This is a genomic window from Streptomyces sp. NPDC014676, from assembly GCF_043084105.1.
Lineage (GTDB): Bacteria > Actinomycetota > Actinomycetes > Streptomycetales > Streptomycetaceae > Streptomyces.
Map to the genome: position 1 here is coordinate 319218 of NZ_JBIBZI010000007.1, position 15946 is coordinate 335163.

Here is a 15946-nt window from a genome sequence, read left to right on the forward strand (position 1 = left end):
AGGGGAGAACTGTGCGTAAGTCGATCAGTCGCGTCCTTGCCCTGACGGCGGCGGCTTTCGGGATATTGCTGGCGGGATCCGGAGTGGCGCATGCGGCGACACCCGCCGAGCGAGCCGTGGCCGCCTGTGGCTCCAGTTACTACGTGCAGCGCAGCCACACGATGGGGCTGGGGCAGAACGTAACTGCCTATCTGCTTTACAGCTCCTCGACGGGGAACAACTGCGTTGTCACGGTCAAGCACGAGAATGCCGGGGCCTACTTCGGCACGGCCACGGGCCTGGGTGCCGGAATCCAGGCCGAGGGCGGCTCGTGGAAGAAGGACGACGGCGATTACAAGTACTACGCGGGGCCCGTCTACCTCAACGCTCCTGGCAAGTGCGTTCGTTTCTGGGCTCACTACGAGGAGATCGGTGCGTCCAGTATCCGTGACTGGTATCACACCAGCACTTACGGGAACTGCGGCTGACGCGGAAGGCTGGTGGGCCTGAGCCCGCCGTTCGTCCTGGCCCGTCCGCCTGATGGACCGGCGGCCGGACACCCGGCCCGGACGTGGGAGGATCGGAGGTGGCGGACCGGGGCCGCGCACCCCGTCACGCCGCAGCCGTGCACGAGGACACGTGTACGCAGGGCAGTACCGGGGCGCGAGCATTGAGGAGCACCGTTGAGCAGGTTGCGCTGGCTGACCGCGGGGGAGTCGCACGGTCCCGCACTCGTGGCGACGCTGGAGGGCCTTCCCGCCGGCGTACCGATCACCACGGACATGGTGGCGGACCACCTCGCGAGGCGGCGGCTGGGCTACGGTCGCGGCGCCCGGATGAAGTTCGAGCGCGACGAGGTCAGCTTCCTCGGTGGCGTCCGGCACGGTCTGACCCTCGGTTCCCCGGTCGCGGTCATGGTGGGCAACACCGAGTGGCCGAAGTGGGAGCAGGTCATGGCGGCCGACCCGGTCGACCCGGAGGTACTGGCCGGCCTGGCGCGCAACGCCCCGCTGACCCGCCCCCGCCCCGGCCACGCAGACCTGGCCGGCATGCAGAAGTACGGCTTCGACGAGGCCCGCCCGATCCTGGAGCGCGCCTCCGCCCGCGAGACCGCCGCCCGCGTGGCGCTGGGCGCGGTGGCACGGTCGTACCTGAAGGAGACGGCCGGCATCGAGATCGTCAGCCACGTCGTCGAGCTGGCCGCGGCCAAGGCGCCGTACGGCGTCCACCCGACCCCCGCCGACGTGGAGCGGCTGGACGCCGACCCGGTGCGCTGCCTGGACGCGGACGCCTCGAAGGCGATGGTCGCCGAGATCGACCAGGCCCACAAGGACGGCGACACCCTCGGCGGCGTGGTCGAGGTGCTGGCGTACGGCGTCCCGGTCGGTCTCGGCTCCCACGTCCACTGGGACCGCCGCCTGGACGCACGCCTGGCCGCCGCCCTCATGGGCATCCAGGCGATCAAGGGCGTCGAGGTCGGTGACGGCTTCGACCTCGCCCGCGTCCCCGGTTCCAAGGCGCACGACGAGATCGTCGCCACCCCCGACGGCATCAAGCGCGCCTCGGGCCGCTCCGGCGGCACCGAGGGCGGACTGACCACCGGCGAGCTGCTGCGCGTACGCGCGGCGATGAAGCCCATCGCGACCGTGCCGCGGGCGCTGAAGACCGTGGACGTCGTCACCGGCGAGGAGACCGCCGCCCACCACCAGCGCTCCGACGTGTGCGCCGTGCCGGCCGCCGGCATCGTCGCCGAGGCCATGGTCGCCCTGGTCCTCGCGGACGCGGTCGCCGAGAAGTTCGGCGGCGACAGCGTCACCGAGACCCGCCGCAACGTGACGTCGTACCTCGAGAACCTGGCCATCCGATGAGCTCACCGTTCATCGTGCTGATCGGTCCGATGGGCGTGGGCAAGTCCACCGTAGGGCAGTTGCTCGCCGAGCGCCTGGGCGTCGCCTACCGCGACACCGACGACGACATCGTCACCGCCGAGGGCCGCACCATCGCCGACATCTTCGTCGACGAGGGTGAGCCCGCCTTCCGCGCCGTCGAGAAGCGCGCGGTGCGCACGGCGCTCACCGGGCACGAGGGCGTCCTGGCACTCGGCGGCGGCGCGATCCTCGACCCGGAGACGCGCGCCCTGCTCGCCGGGCAGCGGGTCGTCTACCTCTCGATGGACGTCGAGGAGGCCGTCAAGCGCACCGGCCTCAACGCCGCCCGCCCGCTGCTGGCGGTCAACCCGCGCAAGCAGTGGCGCGAGCTGATGGAGGCCCGCCGGCACCTGTACGAGGAGGTCGCCACGGCCGTCGTACCCACGGACGGCCGCACCCCCGAAGAGGTCGCGGAAGCCGCCCTGAACGCACTGGAGTTGAAAGAAGCATGAGCGAGGCAGTGACGCGGATCGCCATCGGCGGCACGGCGGGCACCGACCCCTACGACGTCCTGGTGGGACGACAGCTCCTCGGAGAGCTGGGCGGGTTGATCGGTGACCGGGCCAAGCGGGTGGCGATCGTGCACCCCGAGGCGCTCGCCGAGACCGGCGACGCGCTCCGCGCGGACCTGGCCGAGCAGGGCTACGAGGCGGTCGCCATCCAGGTGCCCAACGCGGAGGAGGCCAAGACCGCCGAGGTCGCCGCCTACTGCTGGAAGGCGCTGGGCCAGTCCGGCTTCACCCGCACCGACGTCATCGTCGGCGTGGGCGGCGGCGCCACGACGGATCTGGCCGGCTTCGTCGCCGCGACCTGGCTGCGCGGAGTCCGCTGGATCGCGATCCCCACCACCGTGCTCGCCATGGTGGACGCGGCCGTGGGCGGCAAGACCGGCATCAACACCGCCGAGGGCAAGAACCTCGTCGGAGCCTTCCACCCGCCCGCCGGTGTCCTGTGCGACCTGGCCGCCCTGGACTCCCTCCCGGTCAACGACTACGTCTCCGGACTCGCCGAGGTCATCAAGGCCGGCTTCATCGCCGACCCGGTGATCCTGGACCTCATCGAGTCCGACCCCCAGGCCGCCCGCACCCCGTCCGGCCCGCACACCGCCGAACTGATCGAGCGTTCGATCCGGGTCAAGGCGGAGGTCGTCTCGTCCGACCTCAAGGAATCGGGTCTGCGCGAGATCCTGAACTACGGCCACACCCTCGGCCACGCCATCGAGAAGAACGAGCGCTACAAGTGGCGCCACGGTGCGGCGGTCTCCGTCGGCATGCACTTCGCCGCGGAACTGGGCCGCCTCGCGGGCCGCTTGGACGACGCCACCGCGGACCGCCACCGGACGGTCCTCGAATCGGTCGGGCTCCCCCTGCACTACCGCTACGACCAGTGGCCCAAGCTGCTGGAGAACATGAAGGTCGACAAGAAGTCCCGCGGCGACCTGCTGCGCTTCATCGTCCTCGACGGCCTCGCCAAGCCCACGGTGTTCGAAGGCCCGGACCCGGCCGTCCTCCTCGCCGCGTACGGCGAGGTCGGGGAGTAGCCCCGGGCACTCATCACAGCCCCCGGCCGTTCACACCACGACGGCAGGGGGCGGTACCGTTCGGTAGCACGCGGGTCACCCCCGCTGTCAGCGCCCCATCGCCTGTACGAGACGGAGTGGCACCGGATGCAGCACGCAGTGGGTTCTCCGCTGCCGCCGCCCCATCAGCCGGGGCACGGACCGGCCACCGGCTGGTCACCGGCCGCACACCACCTGGGCCAGCACCCGGGAGCGCACCAGGGTCCCGCCCCCGTGCCCGTGCCTCCTCCGGCACCGGGCTACCCCGCGCCTCCGCCCGGCCCCACCCCGCCTCCCGCGGGCCCGCCTCCCGCGGGCCCGCGGCACGCCTCGATGCCCCCGCCGCCGGACACCACCGGCCACGTACCGCTGCCGCCCGGCGGCCCGGTCGCGATGCCCAGCCCGCCGCAGGCCCCCGCGGCACCCGACCCGGCCGGCACGATCATCGCCGTGCTGCTCATAGGCCCCGCGGGCGCCGGCAAGACGAGCGTGGCCAAGTACTGGGCGGACCACCGCAGGGTGCCGACCGCCCACATCAGCCTCGACGACGTACGCGAGTGGGTCCGCTCCGGTTTCGCCGACCCGCAGTCCGGGTGGAACGACCACTCGGAGGCGCAGTACCGCCTGGCCCGCCGCACCTGCGGCTTCGCCGCCCGCAACTTCCTCGCCAACGGGATCTCGTGCATCCTCGACGACGCGGTCTTCCCCGACCGGCCGGTCGTCGGCCTCGGCGGCTGGAAGCGGCACGTGGGCCCCGGCCTGCTCCCTGTGGTCCTCCTCCCCGGCCTGGACATCGTCCTCGAGCGCAACGCGGAACGCTCCGGCAACCGCCGGCTCACCGACGAGGAGGTCGCCCGTATCCACGGCCGGATGGCCGGCTGGTACGGCTCGGGGCTCCCCATCATCGACAACTCCCAGCTGGACATACCGGAAACGGCCCGCATCCTGGACGACGTCCTGGCCCGCGCGATGGCGAGCCCTCCGCAGTGGTGAACCCAGGGCTCTGGTAGCCGCCCCTCGTCGCAACGGCCCCGGCGCCGGTGGTGCCGGGGCCGGCTGTCACTTGCCCGCGGCTGGGACGGCGTGACTGCCCGCGGCTGGGGCGGCGTGACTGCCCGTAGCCGGGTAGGACGCTCCCGCGGGCGCCGATGCACGGGAGTGGGGTGTGGTGGTGCGGTGGAGGCCGCCGCTCAGCCGGTCCCCACCCCGGCTCACCGTGGCAGCACGTTACGGGCCCGACTGCGGCGGACTCACCGCACCACCACACCCCCGGCCCCACGACGCGACCACACGTGCCCCCGCCGCACCCCCACTCGGCCCCGCCCGACCGGCGACATCCAGCCACCACTCCTACGCTCGAAGAATGTCAGAGGTCTACGCGGTCCGCCGTACCCGGCTACGGGAATGCTGCAACGCGGGCGGCAGCGCGGCGGCGCTGGTGTCCCGGCCCGCAAACGTGCGCTACCTCGCCGGCGCCGCCCCCGAAGGCGCCGTGCTGCTCCTGGGCAGGACCGAGGACCTGCTGGTCTGCGCCGCCCCGCCCGACGACCACTCCCCCCAGAGCCACCCCGACGAATCCCTGCGCGTACACGTCGTCCCCGGCATCGGCGGCGACGCCGCCGTCGCCGCCGCCGACCTCGCCGCCGGCCAGGACATCGACTCCCTCGCCGTCGAGGAACACCACCTCACCGTGACCCGCCACCGCGCGATCCGCGACGCCGCCCCCCGCCTCCGCCTCGCCGGCATCGGCTGCGCCGTCGAACAGCTCCGCGTCGTCAAGGACGAGGAAGAGATCTCCTGCCTCCGCATCGGCGCGGAGATCGCCGACCAGGCCCTCGGCGAACTCCTGGAGTCCATCCTCGTAGGCCGTACCGAACGCCACCTCGCCCTCGAACTCGAGCGCCGCCTCGTCGACCACGGCGCCGACGGCCCCGCCTTCCCCACCTCCGTCGCCACCGGCCCGAACGCCGGCCGCCCCGGGCACCGTCCCACCGACCGCCGCGTCGAGGAGGGCGACTTCCTCTCCGTCTGCCTCGGCGCCACCTACCGCGGCTACCGCTGCGAGATCGGCCGTACGTTCGTCATCGGCACGGCCCCCGCGGACTGGCAGATCGAGCTCTACGACCTCGTCTTCTCCGCCCAGAGGGCCGGACGCGAGTCCCTCGTCCCCGGCGCGGCCTGCCGCGACGTGGACCGGGCCGCCCGCCAGGTACTGGACTCCGCCGGGTACGCCGAGGCCCTCCCCGCGCTCACCGGCCACGGCGTCGGACTCGAAATCGACGAGGACCCTCAATTGACCCCCGCGGCCATGGGTAAACTAGACGCTTGTGTGCCGGTCACCGTCGAACCGGGGGTCCACCTCCCGGGCCGGGGCGGGGTCCGGATCGATGACACGCTCGTCGTGCGCCCCGAGGCGGACGGCGGACCCGAGCTACTCACCATCACGACCAAGGAGCTGCTCGCGCTCTAGCCCCACGCTGGGCGCGGGCGCAGGCCCCGGCCGTCGTCCACGTCAGTCCAGTCCAGGAGATTCCGCAACCGTGGCTTCCACGAACGACCTCAAGAACGGCATGGTGCTCAAGCTCGAAGGCGGCCAGCTCTGGTCCGTCGTCGAGTTCCAGCACGTCAAGCCCGGCAAGGGCCCGGCCTTCGTGCGCACCAAGCTCAAGAACGTGCTCTCCGGCAAGGTCGTCGACAAGACCTTCAACGCCGGCGTCAAGGTCGAAACGGCCACCGTCGACAAGCGCGACATGCAGTTCTCCTACATGGACGGCGACTACTTCGTCTTCATGGACATGGAGACCTACGACCAGCTCATGGTCGACCGCAAGGCCGTCGGCGACGCCGCCAACTTCCTCGTCGAGGGCTTCACCGCCACCGTCGCGCAGCACGAGGGCGAGGTGCTCTTCGTCGAGCTCCCGGCCGCCGTCGAGCTGACGATCCAGGAGACCGAGCCGGGCGTCCAGGGCGACCGCTCCACCGGCGGCACCAAGCCGGCCACGCTGGAGACCGGTCACCAGATCCAGGTCCCGCTCTTCATCACCACCGGTGAGAAGATCAAGGTCGACACCCGCACCAGCGACTACCTCGGCCGGGTGAACAGCTAACCGTGGCTGCCCGCAACACGGCCCGCAAACGCGCCTTCCAGATCATCTTCGAGGGTGACCAGCGCGGCGCCGAGGTCCTGACCGTCCTCGCCGACTGGATCCGGCACGCCCGGTCCGACACCCGGCAGCCGCCGGTGAGCGAGTACACGATGCAGCTCGTCGAGGGCTACGCGGAGCACGCGCGGCGCATCGACGAGCTGATCTCCCAGTACTCGGTGGGCTGGACGATCGACCGGATGCCGGTCGTCGACCGCAGCATCCTGCGTCTCGGCGCGTACGAGCTGATCTGGGTCGACGAGACCCCGGACGCGGTCGTCCTCGACGAGATGGTGCAGCTGGCGAAAGAGTTCTCGACGGACGAGTCGCCTTCCTTCGTGAACGGGCTTCTGGGCCGGCTCAAGGAGCTGAAGCCGTCGCTTCGCCGCGAAGCGTAGTCCGGCGTCTCGACGCCCATGCACCACAGGGGTGCGCCTCAAGAGGCGACCGCGGGCCGGTCGTGGCCGGCCGCGCCCCTGAGGTGCTGCCCCCACGACGTGCGGAAGTACCCGCACAAGACACGGCACGCGGAAGCGCCCGCACAAAACCGCCGGGGTGGCCGGAACCCTCAGGGTTCCGGCCACCCCGGCGGCACGTTTCTGCGTCCCCGCGGAGCGGTTACGCCTCCTCGTGGGAGGCCACCGCGCGGCGCGCGTCCGCGTCCAGGACGCCCCAGCTGATCAGCTGCTCGGTGAGGACCGAGGGCGACTGGTCGTAGATGACGGCGAGGGTGCGCAGGTCGTCCTGGCGGATCGAGAGCACCTTGCCGTTGTAGTCGCCGCGCTGCGACTGGATCGTCGCCGCGTAGCGCTGCAGCGGGCCCGCCTTCTCGGCCGGCACCGTGGCCAGCCGCTCCAGGTCCAGGACCAGCTTCGGCGGCGGCTCGGCGGCGCCGCCCGGGGTCGTACCCGGCAGCAGCTCCTGCACCGGGACGCCGTAGAAGTCCGCCAGCTCCGCGAGGCGCTGCACGGTCACGGCGCGGTCGCCGCGCTCGTACGAACCGACCACGACCGCCTTCCAGCGGCCCTGGGACTTCTCCTCGACACCGTGGAGGGAAAGGCCCTGCTGGGTGCGGATCGCCCGGAGCTTGGCCCCGAGTTGTTTGGCGTATTCGCTGGACATATAGCTCCCCGGCACTGTGTCGACGCGACTCTGGCTGGTTTCCATGCCGCGCGGCTGGTAACTCACTGTGAGGTTACGCAGCGTTACTCTCGTGCGTCAAGCCGAATGGTCCACACCGACTCTTCCGTGGTAGCGAAGATCGGCTACGCCATTGGGGTGATCGGGGGTGTCGCTCCGCGCGGATCCCGACCTGATAGCCTGAGCGACGCAATCCGACGTCCTTTAAAGTCCGTCCCGTGAGGCGGAGAAGGAGGTCCGTTTCACATGGACACGCAGAACACGCAGTCCGATGCGCGGCCCGTTCTCGAAGGCCCCGACATCGCGCGGGTACTGACCCGCATCGCCCACGAGATCGTCGAACGCGCCAAGGGCGCCGACGACGTGGTGCTCCTCGGCATCCCGACCCGAGGCGTCTTCCTCGCCCAGCGGCTCGCCGCCAAGCTCGAGCAGATCACCGAGCGCAAGGTCCCGGTCGGCTCGCTGGACATCACCATGTACCGCGACGACCTGCGCATGCACCCGCCGCGTGCGCTGGCCCGCACCGAGATCCCCGGTGACGGCATCGACGGCAAGCTGGTCGTCCTCGTCGACGACGTGCTCTTCTCGGGCCGCACCATCCGCGCCGCCCTCGACGCGCTGAACGACATCGGGCGCCCCCGCGCGGTGCAGCTCGCCGTCCTCGTCGACCGCGGCCACCGCGAACTGCCCATCCGCGCCGACTACGTCGGCAAGAACCTCCCCACGTCGCTGCGGGAGACGGTCAAGGTCCTGCTCGCCGAGGAGGACGGTCGCGACACCGTGCTGCTCGGCGCCAAGCGGACCGCCCAGTAGCACCGCGGAGCGCACGCCGACCGCGTGCGCCGGTCCGGCACGCCCACGCGCGTACCCGTCTGCCCGATTTCGCCTCATTGAACTGCCTTACGGAGCCTGACAGATGCAGCGTCATCTCATCTCGGCCGCCGACCTCACCCGCGACGACGCCGTCCTGATCCTCGACACCGCCGAGGAGATGGCCCGGGTCGCCGACCGGCCGATCAAGAAACTCCCGACCCTGCGCGGCCGGACCGTGGTCAACCTCTTCTTCGAGGACTCCACCCGCACCCGGATCTCCTTCGAGGCCGCCGAGAAGCGGCTCTCCGCGGACGTCATCAACTTCACCGCCAAGGGCTCCAGCGTCTCCAAGGGCGAGTCCCTGAAGGACACCGCCCAGACCCTGGAGGCCATGGGCGTCGACGCCGTGGTCATCCGGCACGGCGCCTCCGGGGCCCCGTACCGCCTGGCCACCTCCGGCTGGATCGACGCCGCCGTCATCAACGCGGGCGACGGCACCCACCAGCACCCCACCCAGGCCCTGCTGGACGCCTTCACCATGCGGCGCCGGCTGGTCGGCCGGGACGCCGGACTCGGACAGGACCTCTCCGGCCGGCGCATCACCATCGTCGGTGACGTCCTGCACAGCAGGGTCGCCCGCTCCAACGTCGACCTGCTGCACACGCTCGGCGCCGAGGTCACCCTCGTCGCCCCGCCGACCCTGCTGCCGGTCGGCGTCGACACCTGGCCCTGCGAGGTGTCGTACGACCTCGACTCGACGCTGACCAAGTCCGACGCGGTCATGATGCTGCGCGTCCAGCGCGAGCGGATGAACGCCGCGTTCTTCCCCACCGAGCGGGAGTACTCGCGCCGCTACGGCCTCGACGGCGACCGCATGGCGCGGATGCCCGAGCACGCCATCGTGATGCACCCCGGCCCGATGGTCCGCGGCATGGAGATCACCGCCGACGTCGCCGACTCCGACCGCTGCACCGTGATCGAGCAGGTCACCAACGGCGTGTCCATCCGGATGGCCGTCCTCTACCTGCTGCTGGGCGGCAACGAACCCGCCGTCACCCCCGCCCGTACCACCACCGAGGAGAAGTAAGAACGATGAGCAAGATCCTGATCCGCGGTGCGAAGGTGCTCGGCGGCGAGCCGCAGGACGTCCTGATCGACGGCGAAACGATCACCCAGGTCGGCACCGACCTGTCCGCCGACGGTGCCGAGGTCGTCGAGGCCGGCGGCAAGGTGCTCCTGCCGGGTCTGGTCGACCTGCACACCCACCTGCGCGAGCCCGGCCGCGAGGACTCCGAGACCGTCCTGACCGGCACCCGCGCGGCGGCGAGCGGCGGCTACACCAACGTCTTCGCCATGGCCAACACCTTCCCGGTCGCCGACACCGCCGGTGTCGTCGAGCAGGTCTGGAGGCTCGGCCAGGAGTCCGGCTACTGCGACGTGCAGCCCATCGGCGCCGTCACCGTCGGCCTGGAGGGACAGAAGCTCGCCGAGCTGGGCGCCATGCACGAGTCCGCGGCCGGCGTCACCGTCTTCTCCGACGACGGCAAGTGCGTCCACGACGCCGTGATCATGCGCCGCGCCCTGGAGTACGTGAAGGCCTTCGGCGGCGTCGTCGCCCAGCACGCGCAGGAGCCCCGCCTCACCGAGGGCGCCCAGATGAACGAGGGCGTCGTCTCCGCCGAGCTGGGACTCGGCGGCTGGCCGGCGGTCGCCGAGGAGTCGGTCATCGCGCGGGACGTGCTGCTCGCCGAGCACGTCGGCTCCCGCGTCCACATCTGCCACCTGTCGACGGCGGGCAGCGTCGAGATCGTCCGCTGGGCCAAGTCCCGCGGCATCCGCGTCACCGCCGAGGTCACCCCGCACCACCTCCTCCTCACCGACGAGCTGGTCCGGTCGTACAACCCGGTCTACAAGGTCAACCCGCCGCTGCGCACCGAGCGCGACGTGACGGCCCTGCGCGAGGCGCTCGCCGACGGCACCATCGACATCGTCGCCACCGACCACGCCCCGCACCCGCACGAGGACAAGGACTGCGAGTGGGCCGCCGCCGCCATGGGCATGGTCGGCCTGGAGACCGCGCTGTCGGTGGTGCAGGAGACCATGGTCGACACGGGCCTGCTGGACTGGGCCGGCGTCGCCGACCGCATGTCCTTCACGCCCGCGCGCATCGGACGGGCCGAGGGCCACGGCCGTCCCGTCTCGGCAGGTGAGCCCGCCAACCTCACCCTCGTCGACACGGCATACCGTGGCCCTGTGGACCCCGCGGGCTTCGCCTCGCGCAGCCGCAACACCCCGTACGAGGGCCGCGAGCTGCCGGGCCGTGTCACGCACACCTGGCTCCGGGGCAAGGCCACGCTCGTCGACGGGAAGCTCACGTGACACCTGTACTCCTGCTGGCCGCCGGGAAGGAATCGGCGGAAGTGACCGACTGGGCCGCCCGGATCGGCTGGGTCGTCGGACTCGCCCTCTTCGTGGCGCTCGTCTACTGGCTGATGCGCGAGGGCTGGAAGTGGCGTGGCACCCTCCAGGGCGACCTGCCGGAGCTGCCCAGCGCGCCGGACGACCCCGGCCCGGCGAGACTGAGCATGAGCGGCCGTTACCACGGCTCCACCACCGCCGGTCAGTGGCTCGACCGCATCGTGGCGCACGGCCTGGGCACCCGCAGCCGGGCCGAGCTCACGCTGACGGACGCCGGACTGGACGTCGTACGCCCCGGCGCGAACGACTTCTTCGTCCCCGTCGCCGCGCTGCGCGAGGCCCGGCTCGACAAGGGCATCGCCGGCAAGGTGCTCACCGAGGGCGGCCTGCTGGTCGTCACCTGGGAGCACGGCGACAAGCTGATCGACTCCGGCTTCCGCTCCGACCACGCGGTCGAGCACAACGAGTGGGTCGAAACCCTGAACGACATGATCAACAAGACGGAAACGGAAGGCGCGCGATGACGACCTCCACCCGGGGAGCCGGCAAGGCTCCCGCCGTACTCGTCCTGGAGGACGGCCGGATCTTCCGCGGCCGCGCCTACGGGGCCGTGGGGGCCACGTTCGGCGAAGCCGTGTTCTCCACCGGCATGACCGGCTACCAGGAGACCCTCACCGACCCGTCGTACCACCGCCAGGTGGTCGTGATGACCGCCCCGCACATCGGGAACACCGGCGTCAACGACGAGGACATGGAGTCCAAGAGGATCTGGGTCTCCGGATACGTCGTCCGCGACCCCGCGCGCGTGCCCTCCAGCTGGCGCTCCCGCCGCACGCTGGACGACGAGCTGGACGCCCAGGGCGTCGTCGGTATCTCCGGCATCGACACCCGCGCCCTCACCCGCCACCTGCGCGAGCGCGGCGCCATGCGCGTCGGCATCTTCAGCGGCGACGCGATCCAGGACGACGCCGCGCTGCTGGCCCGCGTCCAGGAGGCCCCGGAGATGACCGGCGCCGACCTCTCCGCCGAGGTCGCCACCACCGAGGCGTACGTGGTCCCCGCGATCGGCGAGAAGAAGTTCACCGTCGCCGCCGTCGACCTCGGCATCAAGGGCATGACCCCGCACCGCATGGCCGAGCGCGGCATCGAGGTGCACGTCCTGCCGGCGACCGCCACCGTCGAGGACGTGTACGCGGTCGACCCGGACGGCGTCTTCTTCTCCAACGGCCCCGGCGACCCGTCCACCGCCGACCACCCGGTCTCCGTCATGCAGGGCGTCCTGGAGCGCGGCACTCCGCTCTTCGGCATCTGCTTCGGCAACCAGATCCTGGGCCGCGCCCTCGGCTTCGGCACCTTCAAGCTGAAGTACGGCCACCGCGGCATCAACCAGCCGGTGCAGGACCGTACGACCGGCAAGGTCGAGGTCACCGCCCACAACCACGGATTCGCCGTCGACGCCCCGCTCGACAAGGTCTCCGACACCCCCTACGGCCGCGCCGAGGTCTCCCACGTCTGCCTCAACGACAACGTGGTGGAGGGCCTCCAGCTCCTCGACAAGCCGGCCTTCAGCGTCCAGTACCACCCCGAAGCGGCCGCGGGCCCGCACGACGCCGCCTACCTGTTCGACCGCTTCGTTTCCCTGATGGAGGGCCAGCGTGCCTAAGCGCACCGATATCCAGTCCGTCCTGGTCATCGGCTCCGGCCCGATCGTCATCGGCCAGGCCGCCGAGTTCGACTACTCCGGCACCCAGGCGTGCCGCGTCCTCAAGGCCGAGGGGCTGAGGGTCGTACTTGTGAACTCCAACCCGGCTACGATCATGACCGACCCGGAGATCGCCGACGCCACCTACGTCGAGCCGATCACCCCCGAGTTCGTCGAGAAGATCATCGCCAAGGAGCGGCCCGACGCGCTGCTGCCCACCCTGGGCGGCCAGACGGCGCTCAACACCGCCATCTCGCTGCACGAGAACGGCGTCCTGGAGAAGTACGGCGTCGAGCTGATCGGCGCCAACGTGCAGGCGATCCACAAGGGCGAGGACCGCGACCTGTTCAAGGAGGTCGTCGAGGAGGTCCGCAAGAAGACCGGGCACGGCGAGTCCGCCCGCTCGGTCATCTGCCACTCCATGGACGACGTCCTCGCCGGGGTCGACACGCTCGGCGGCTACCCGGTCGTCGTCCGCCCCTCCTTCACCATGGGCGGCGCCGGTTCCGGCTTCGCCCACGACGAGGAGGAGCTGCGCCGCATCGCCGGGCAGGGTCTCACCCTCTCGCCGACCACCGAGGTGCTCCTGGAGGAGTCCATCCTCGGCTGGAAGGAGTACGAGCTGGAGCTGATGCGCGACAAGAACGACAACGTCGTGGTCGTCTGCTCCATCGAGAACTTCGACCCCATGGGCGTGCACACCGGCGACTCGATCACCGTCGCGCCCGCGATGACGCTGACCGACCGCGAGTACCAGACCCTGCGCGACGTCGGCATCGCGATCATCCGCGAGGTCGGCGTCGACACCGGCGGCTGCAACATCCAGTTCGCGGTGAACCCGGTCGACGGCCGCGTCATCGTCATCGAGATGAACCCGCGCGTGTCGCGTTCGTCCGCGCTGGCCTCCAAGGCGACCGGCTTCCCCATCGCCAAGATCGCCGCCAAACTCGCCGTCGGCTACACCCTCGACGAGATCCCCAACGACATCACCCAGGAGACCCCGGCCTCCTTCGAGCCCACGCTCGACTACGTCGTCGTGAAGGCCCCCCGGTTCGCCTTCGAGAAGTTCCCGAGCGCCGACTCCACCCTCACCACCACCATGAAGTCGGTCGGCGAGGCCATGGCCATCGGCCGCAACTTCACCGAGGCCTTCCAGAAGGCACTGCGCTCCCTGGAGAAGAAGGGCAGCCAGTTCACCTTCGTCGGCGAGCCCGGCGACAAGGACGAGCTGCTGCGCGAGGCGGTCCGCCCGACGGACGGCCGGATCAACGCGGTCATGGGAGCCATCCGCGCGGGCGCCACCCCCGAGGAGGTCTTCGACGCCACGAAGATCGACCCCTGGTTCGTCGACCAGCTCTTCCTCATCAAGGAGATCGCCGACGAGCTGTCCGAGGCCCCCGAGCTGACCACCGACCTGCTCGCCGAGGCCAAGCGGCACGGCTTCTCCGACCAGCAGATCGCCGAGATCCGGGGCCTGCGCGAGGACGTCGTCCGCGAGGTCCGGCACGCGCTCGGCATCCGCCCGGTCTACAAGACGGTCGACACCTGCGCCGCCGAGTTCGCCGCGAAGACCCCGTACTTCTACTCCTCCTACGACGAGGAGAGCGAGGTCGCGCCCCGCGAGAAGCCCGCGGTGATCATCCTGGGCTCCGGCCCCAACCGCATCGGCCAGGGCATCGAGTTCGACTACTCCTGCGTCCACGCCTCCTTCGCGCTGAGCGACGCCGGGTACGAGACCGTGATGGTCAACTGCAACCCGGAGACCGTCTCCACCGACTACGACACCTCCGACCGGCTCTACTTCGAGCCGCTCACCCTGGAGGACGTCCTGGAGATCGTCCACGCCGAGCAGCAGGCCGGACCGGTCGCGGGCGTCGTCGTCCAGCTCGGCGGGCAGACCCCGCTGGGTCTGGCGCAGGCGCTGAAGGACAACGGCGTGCCGATCGTCGGCACCTCCCCGGAGGCCATCCACGCCGCCGAGGACCGCGGCGCCTTCGGCCGGGTCCTGGCGGAGGCCGGCCTGCCGGCCCCCAAGCACGGCACCGCCACCACCTTCGCCGAGGCCAAGGCCATCGCCGACGAGATCGGCTACCCGGTCCTCGTCCGCCCGTCCTACGTGCTCGGCGGACGCGGCATGGAGATCGTCTACGACGAGACCCGGCTGGAGTCCTACATCGCCGAGTCGACCGAGATCAGCCCCTCCCGGCCGGTCCTGGTCGACCGCTTCCTCGACGACGCCATAGAGATCGACGTGGACGCCCTGTACGACGGCGAGGAGCTCTACCTCGGCGGCGTCATGGAGCACATCGAGGAGGCCGGCATCCACTCCGGCGACTCGGCGTGCGCCCTGCCCCCGATCACGCTCGGCGGCTTCGACATCAAGCGGCTGCGCGCCTCCACGGAGGCCATCGCGCGCGGTGTCGGCGTGCGCGGCCTGATCAACATCCAGTTCGCGCTGGCCGGGGACATCCTGTACGTCCTGGAGGCCAACCCGCGCGCCTCGCGCACCGTCCCCTTCACCTCGAAGGCGACCGCGGTGCCGCTGGCGAAGGCCGCCGCGCGGATCTCGCTGGGCGCGACCGTCGCCGAGCTGCGCGCCGAGGGCCTGCTCCCGGCGAACGGCGACGGCGGCGAGCTGCCGCTGGACGCGCCGATCTCCGTCAAGGAGGCCGTGATGCCGTGGTCCCGCTTCCGCGACATCCACGGCCGAGGCGTCGACACCGTCCTCGGCCCGGAGATGCGCTCCACCGGCGAGGTCATGGGCATCGACTCCGTCTTCGGCACGGCGTACGCCAAGTCGCAGGCGGGCGCGTACGGACCGCTGCCGACCAAGGGACGCGCGTTCATCTCGGTCGCCAACCGCGACAAGCGCTCGATGATCTTCCCCGCGCGGGAGCTGGTCGCCCACGGCTTCGAGCTGATGGCCACCTCCGGCACCGCCGAGGTCCTCAGGCGCAACGGCATCAACGCCACGGTCGTGCGCAAGCAGTCCGAGGGCACCGGCCCGAACGGTGAGAAGACCGTCGTCCAGCTCATCCACGACGGCGAGGTCGACCTCATCGTCAACACCCCGTACGGCACCGGCGGCCGCCTCGACGGCTACGACATCCGTACGGCCGCCGTGGCCCGGTCTGTGCCCTGCCTGACGACGGTCCAGGCGCTCGCCGCCGCCGTCCAGGGCATCGACGCGCTCAACCGCGGCGACGTGGGCGTCCGCTCACTGCAGGAACACGCGGAACATCTGACCGCGGCCCGCGACTAGCAG

General features: G+C 71.1%; 15 protein-coding genes. 14 read left to right on the plus strand and 1 reads right to left on the minus strand.

The window, feature by feature from the left end:
- The first annotated feature begins 11 nt into the window (after positions 1-11).
- The 8 genes from ACF1DX_RS21990 to nusB all read left to right on the plus strand — a co-directional run bounded on the left by ACF1DX_RS21990 (position 12) and on the right by nusB (position 7006).
- On the plus strand, positions 12-467 hold the full coding sequence (locus ACF1DX_RS21990; protein ID WP_391792820.1) for a serine/threonine protein kinase: 456 nt from the start codon (positions 12-14) through the stop codon (positions 465-467).
- Positions 468-662: 195 nt separating this feature from the next.
- A complete protein-coding gene (gene aroC / locus ACF1DX_RS21995; protein WP_391792821.1) occupies positions 663-1847 on the plus strand; it encodes a chorismate synthase in 1185 nt (394 codons plus the stop codon).
- Entirely contained in the window at positions 1844-2359 is a 516-nt protein-coding gene (locus ACF1DX_RS22000; RefSeq protein ID WP_391792822.1) for a shikimate kinase, read from the plus strand. The genes aroC and ACF1DX_RS22000 overlap by 4 nt, the downstream gene beginning before the upstream one ends.
- Entirely contained in the window at positions 2356-3447 is a 1092-nt protein-coding gene (gene aroB / locus ACF1DX_RS22005; RefSeq protein ID WP_391792823.1) for a 3-dehydroquinate synthase, read from the plus strand. Before ACF1DX_RS22000 ends, aroB begins: the two co-directional genes overlap by 4 nt.
- A gap of 126 nt (positions 3448-3573) precedes the next feature.
- Positions 3574-4458, plus strand: coding sequence for a Pro-rich N-terminal domain-containing protein (locus ACF1DX_RS22010; RefSeq protein ID WP_391792824.1), 885 nt, complete (start codon positions 3574-3576; stop codon positions 4456-4458).
- A gap of 370 nt (positions 4459-4828) precedes the next feature.
- Positions 4829-5935 carry an aminopeptidase P family protein gene (locus ACF1DX_RS22015; RefSeq protein WP_391792825.1) on the plus strand — a complete coding sequence of 369 codons (1107 nt, stop codon included), beginning with the start codon at positions 4829-4831 and terminating at the stop codon, positions 5933-5935.
- Positions 5936-6005: 70 nt separating this feature from the next.
- A complete protein-coding gene (gene efp, locus ACF1DX_RS22020; protein WP_006131211.1) occupies positions 6006-6572 on the plus strand; it encodes an elongation factor P in 567 nt (188 codons plus the stop codon).
- A 2-nt stretch (positions 6573-6574) separates the two neighbouring features.
- Positions 6575-7006, plus strand: a complete 432-nt coding sequence (gene nusB / locus ACF1DX_RS22025; RefSeq protein ID WP_391792826.1) for a transcription antitermination factor NusB — start codon at positions 6575-6577, stop codon at positions 7004-7006.
- A 220-nt stretch (positions 7007-7226) separates the two neighbouring features.
- On the opposite strand, the gene bldD is transcribed toward nusB, so the two are convergent.
- The gene (gene bldD / locus ACF1DX_RS22030) at positions 7227-7730 is read right to left on the minus strand and encodes a transcriptional regulator BldD (protein ID WP_018570201.1); all 504 of its coding nucleotides are present in this window, start codon (positions 7728-7730) and stop codon (positions 7227-7229) included.
- A 264-nt stretch (positions 7731-7994) separates the two neighbouring features.
- Here bldD and pyrR point away from each other — a divergent pair, with 264 nt between their 5' ends.
- The 6 genes from pyrR (at position 7995) to carB (ending at position 15943) form a co-directional block, all read left to right on the plus strand.
- Positions 7995-8561 carry a bifunctional pyr operon transcriptional regulator/uracil phosphoribosyltransferase PyrR gene (gene pyrR / locus ACF1DX_RS22035; RefSeq protein WP_030867749.1) on the plus strand — a complete coding sequence of 189 codons (567 nt, stop codon included), beginning with the start codon at positions 7995-7997 and terminating at the stop codon, positions 8559-8561.
- A gap of 103 nt (positions 8562-8664) precedes the next feature.
- Positions 8665-9648, plus strand: a complete 984-nt coding sequence (locus tag ACF1DX_RS22040; protein WP_391792827.1) for an aspartate carbamoyltransferase catalytic subunit — start codon at positions 8665-8667, stop codon at positions 9646-9648.
- A 5-nt stretch (positions 9649-9653) separates the two neighbouring features.
- On the plus strand, positions 9654-10940 hold the full coding sequence (locus ACF1DX_RS22045) for a dihydroorotase (RefSeq protein ID WP_391792828.1): 1287 nt from the start codon (positions 9654-9656) through the stop codon (positions 10938-10940).
- Positions 10937-11503 (plus strand): hypothetical protein, encoded by a 567-nt coding sequence (locus ACF1DX_RS22050; RefSeq protein ID WP_391792829.1) that lies wholly within the window; start codon positions 10937-10939, stop codon positions 11501-11503. Before ACF1DX_RS22045 ends, ACF1DX_RS22050 begins: the two co-directional genes overlap by 4 nt.
- Positions 11500-12642 carry a glutamine-hydrolyzing carbamoyl-phosphate synthase small subunit gene (gene carA / locus ACF1DX_RS22055; protein ID WP_391792830.1) on the plus strand — a complete coding sequence of 381 codons (1143 nt, stop codon included), beginning with the start codon at positions 11500-11502 and terminating at the stop codon, positions 12640-12642. The genes ACF1DX_RS22050 and carA overlap by 4 nt, the downstream gene beginning before the upstream one ends.
- Positions 12635-15943: a carbamoyl-phosphate synthase large subunit gene (carB, locus tag ACF1DX_RS22060; protein WP_391792831.1), complete on the plus strand. Its 3309-nt coding sequence runs from the start codon at positions 12635-12637 to the stop codon at positions 15941-15943. Before carA ends, carB begins: the two co-directional genes overlap by 8 nt.
- Positions 15944-15946: the final 3 nt, after the last annotated feature.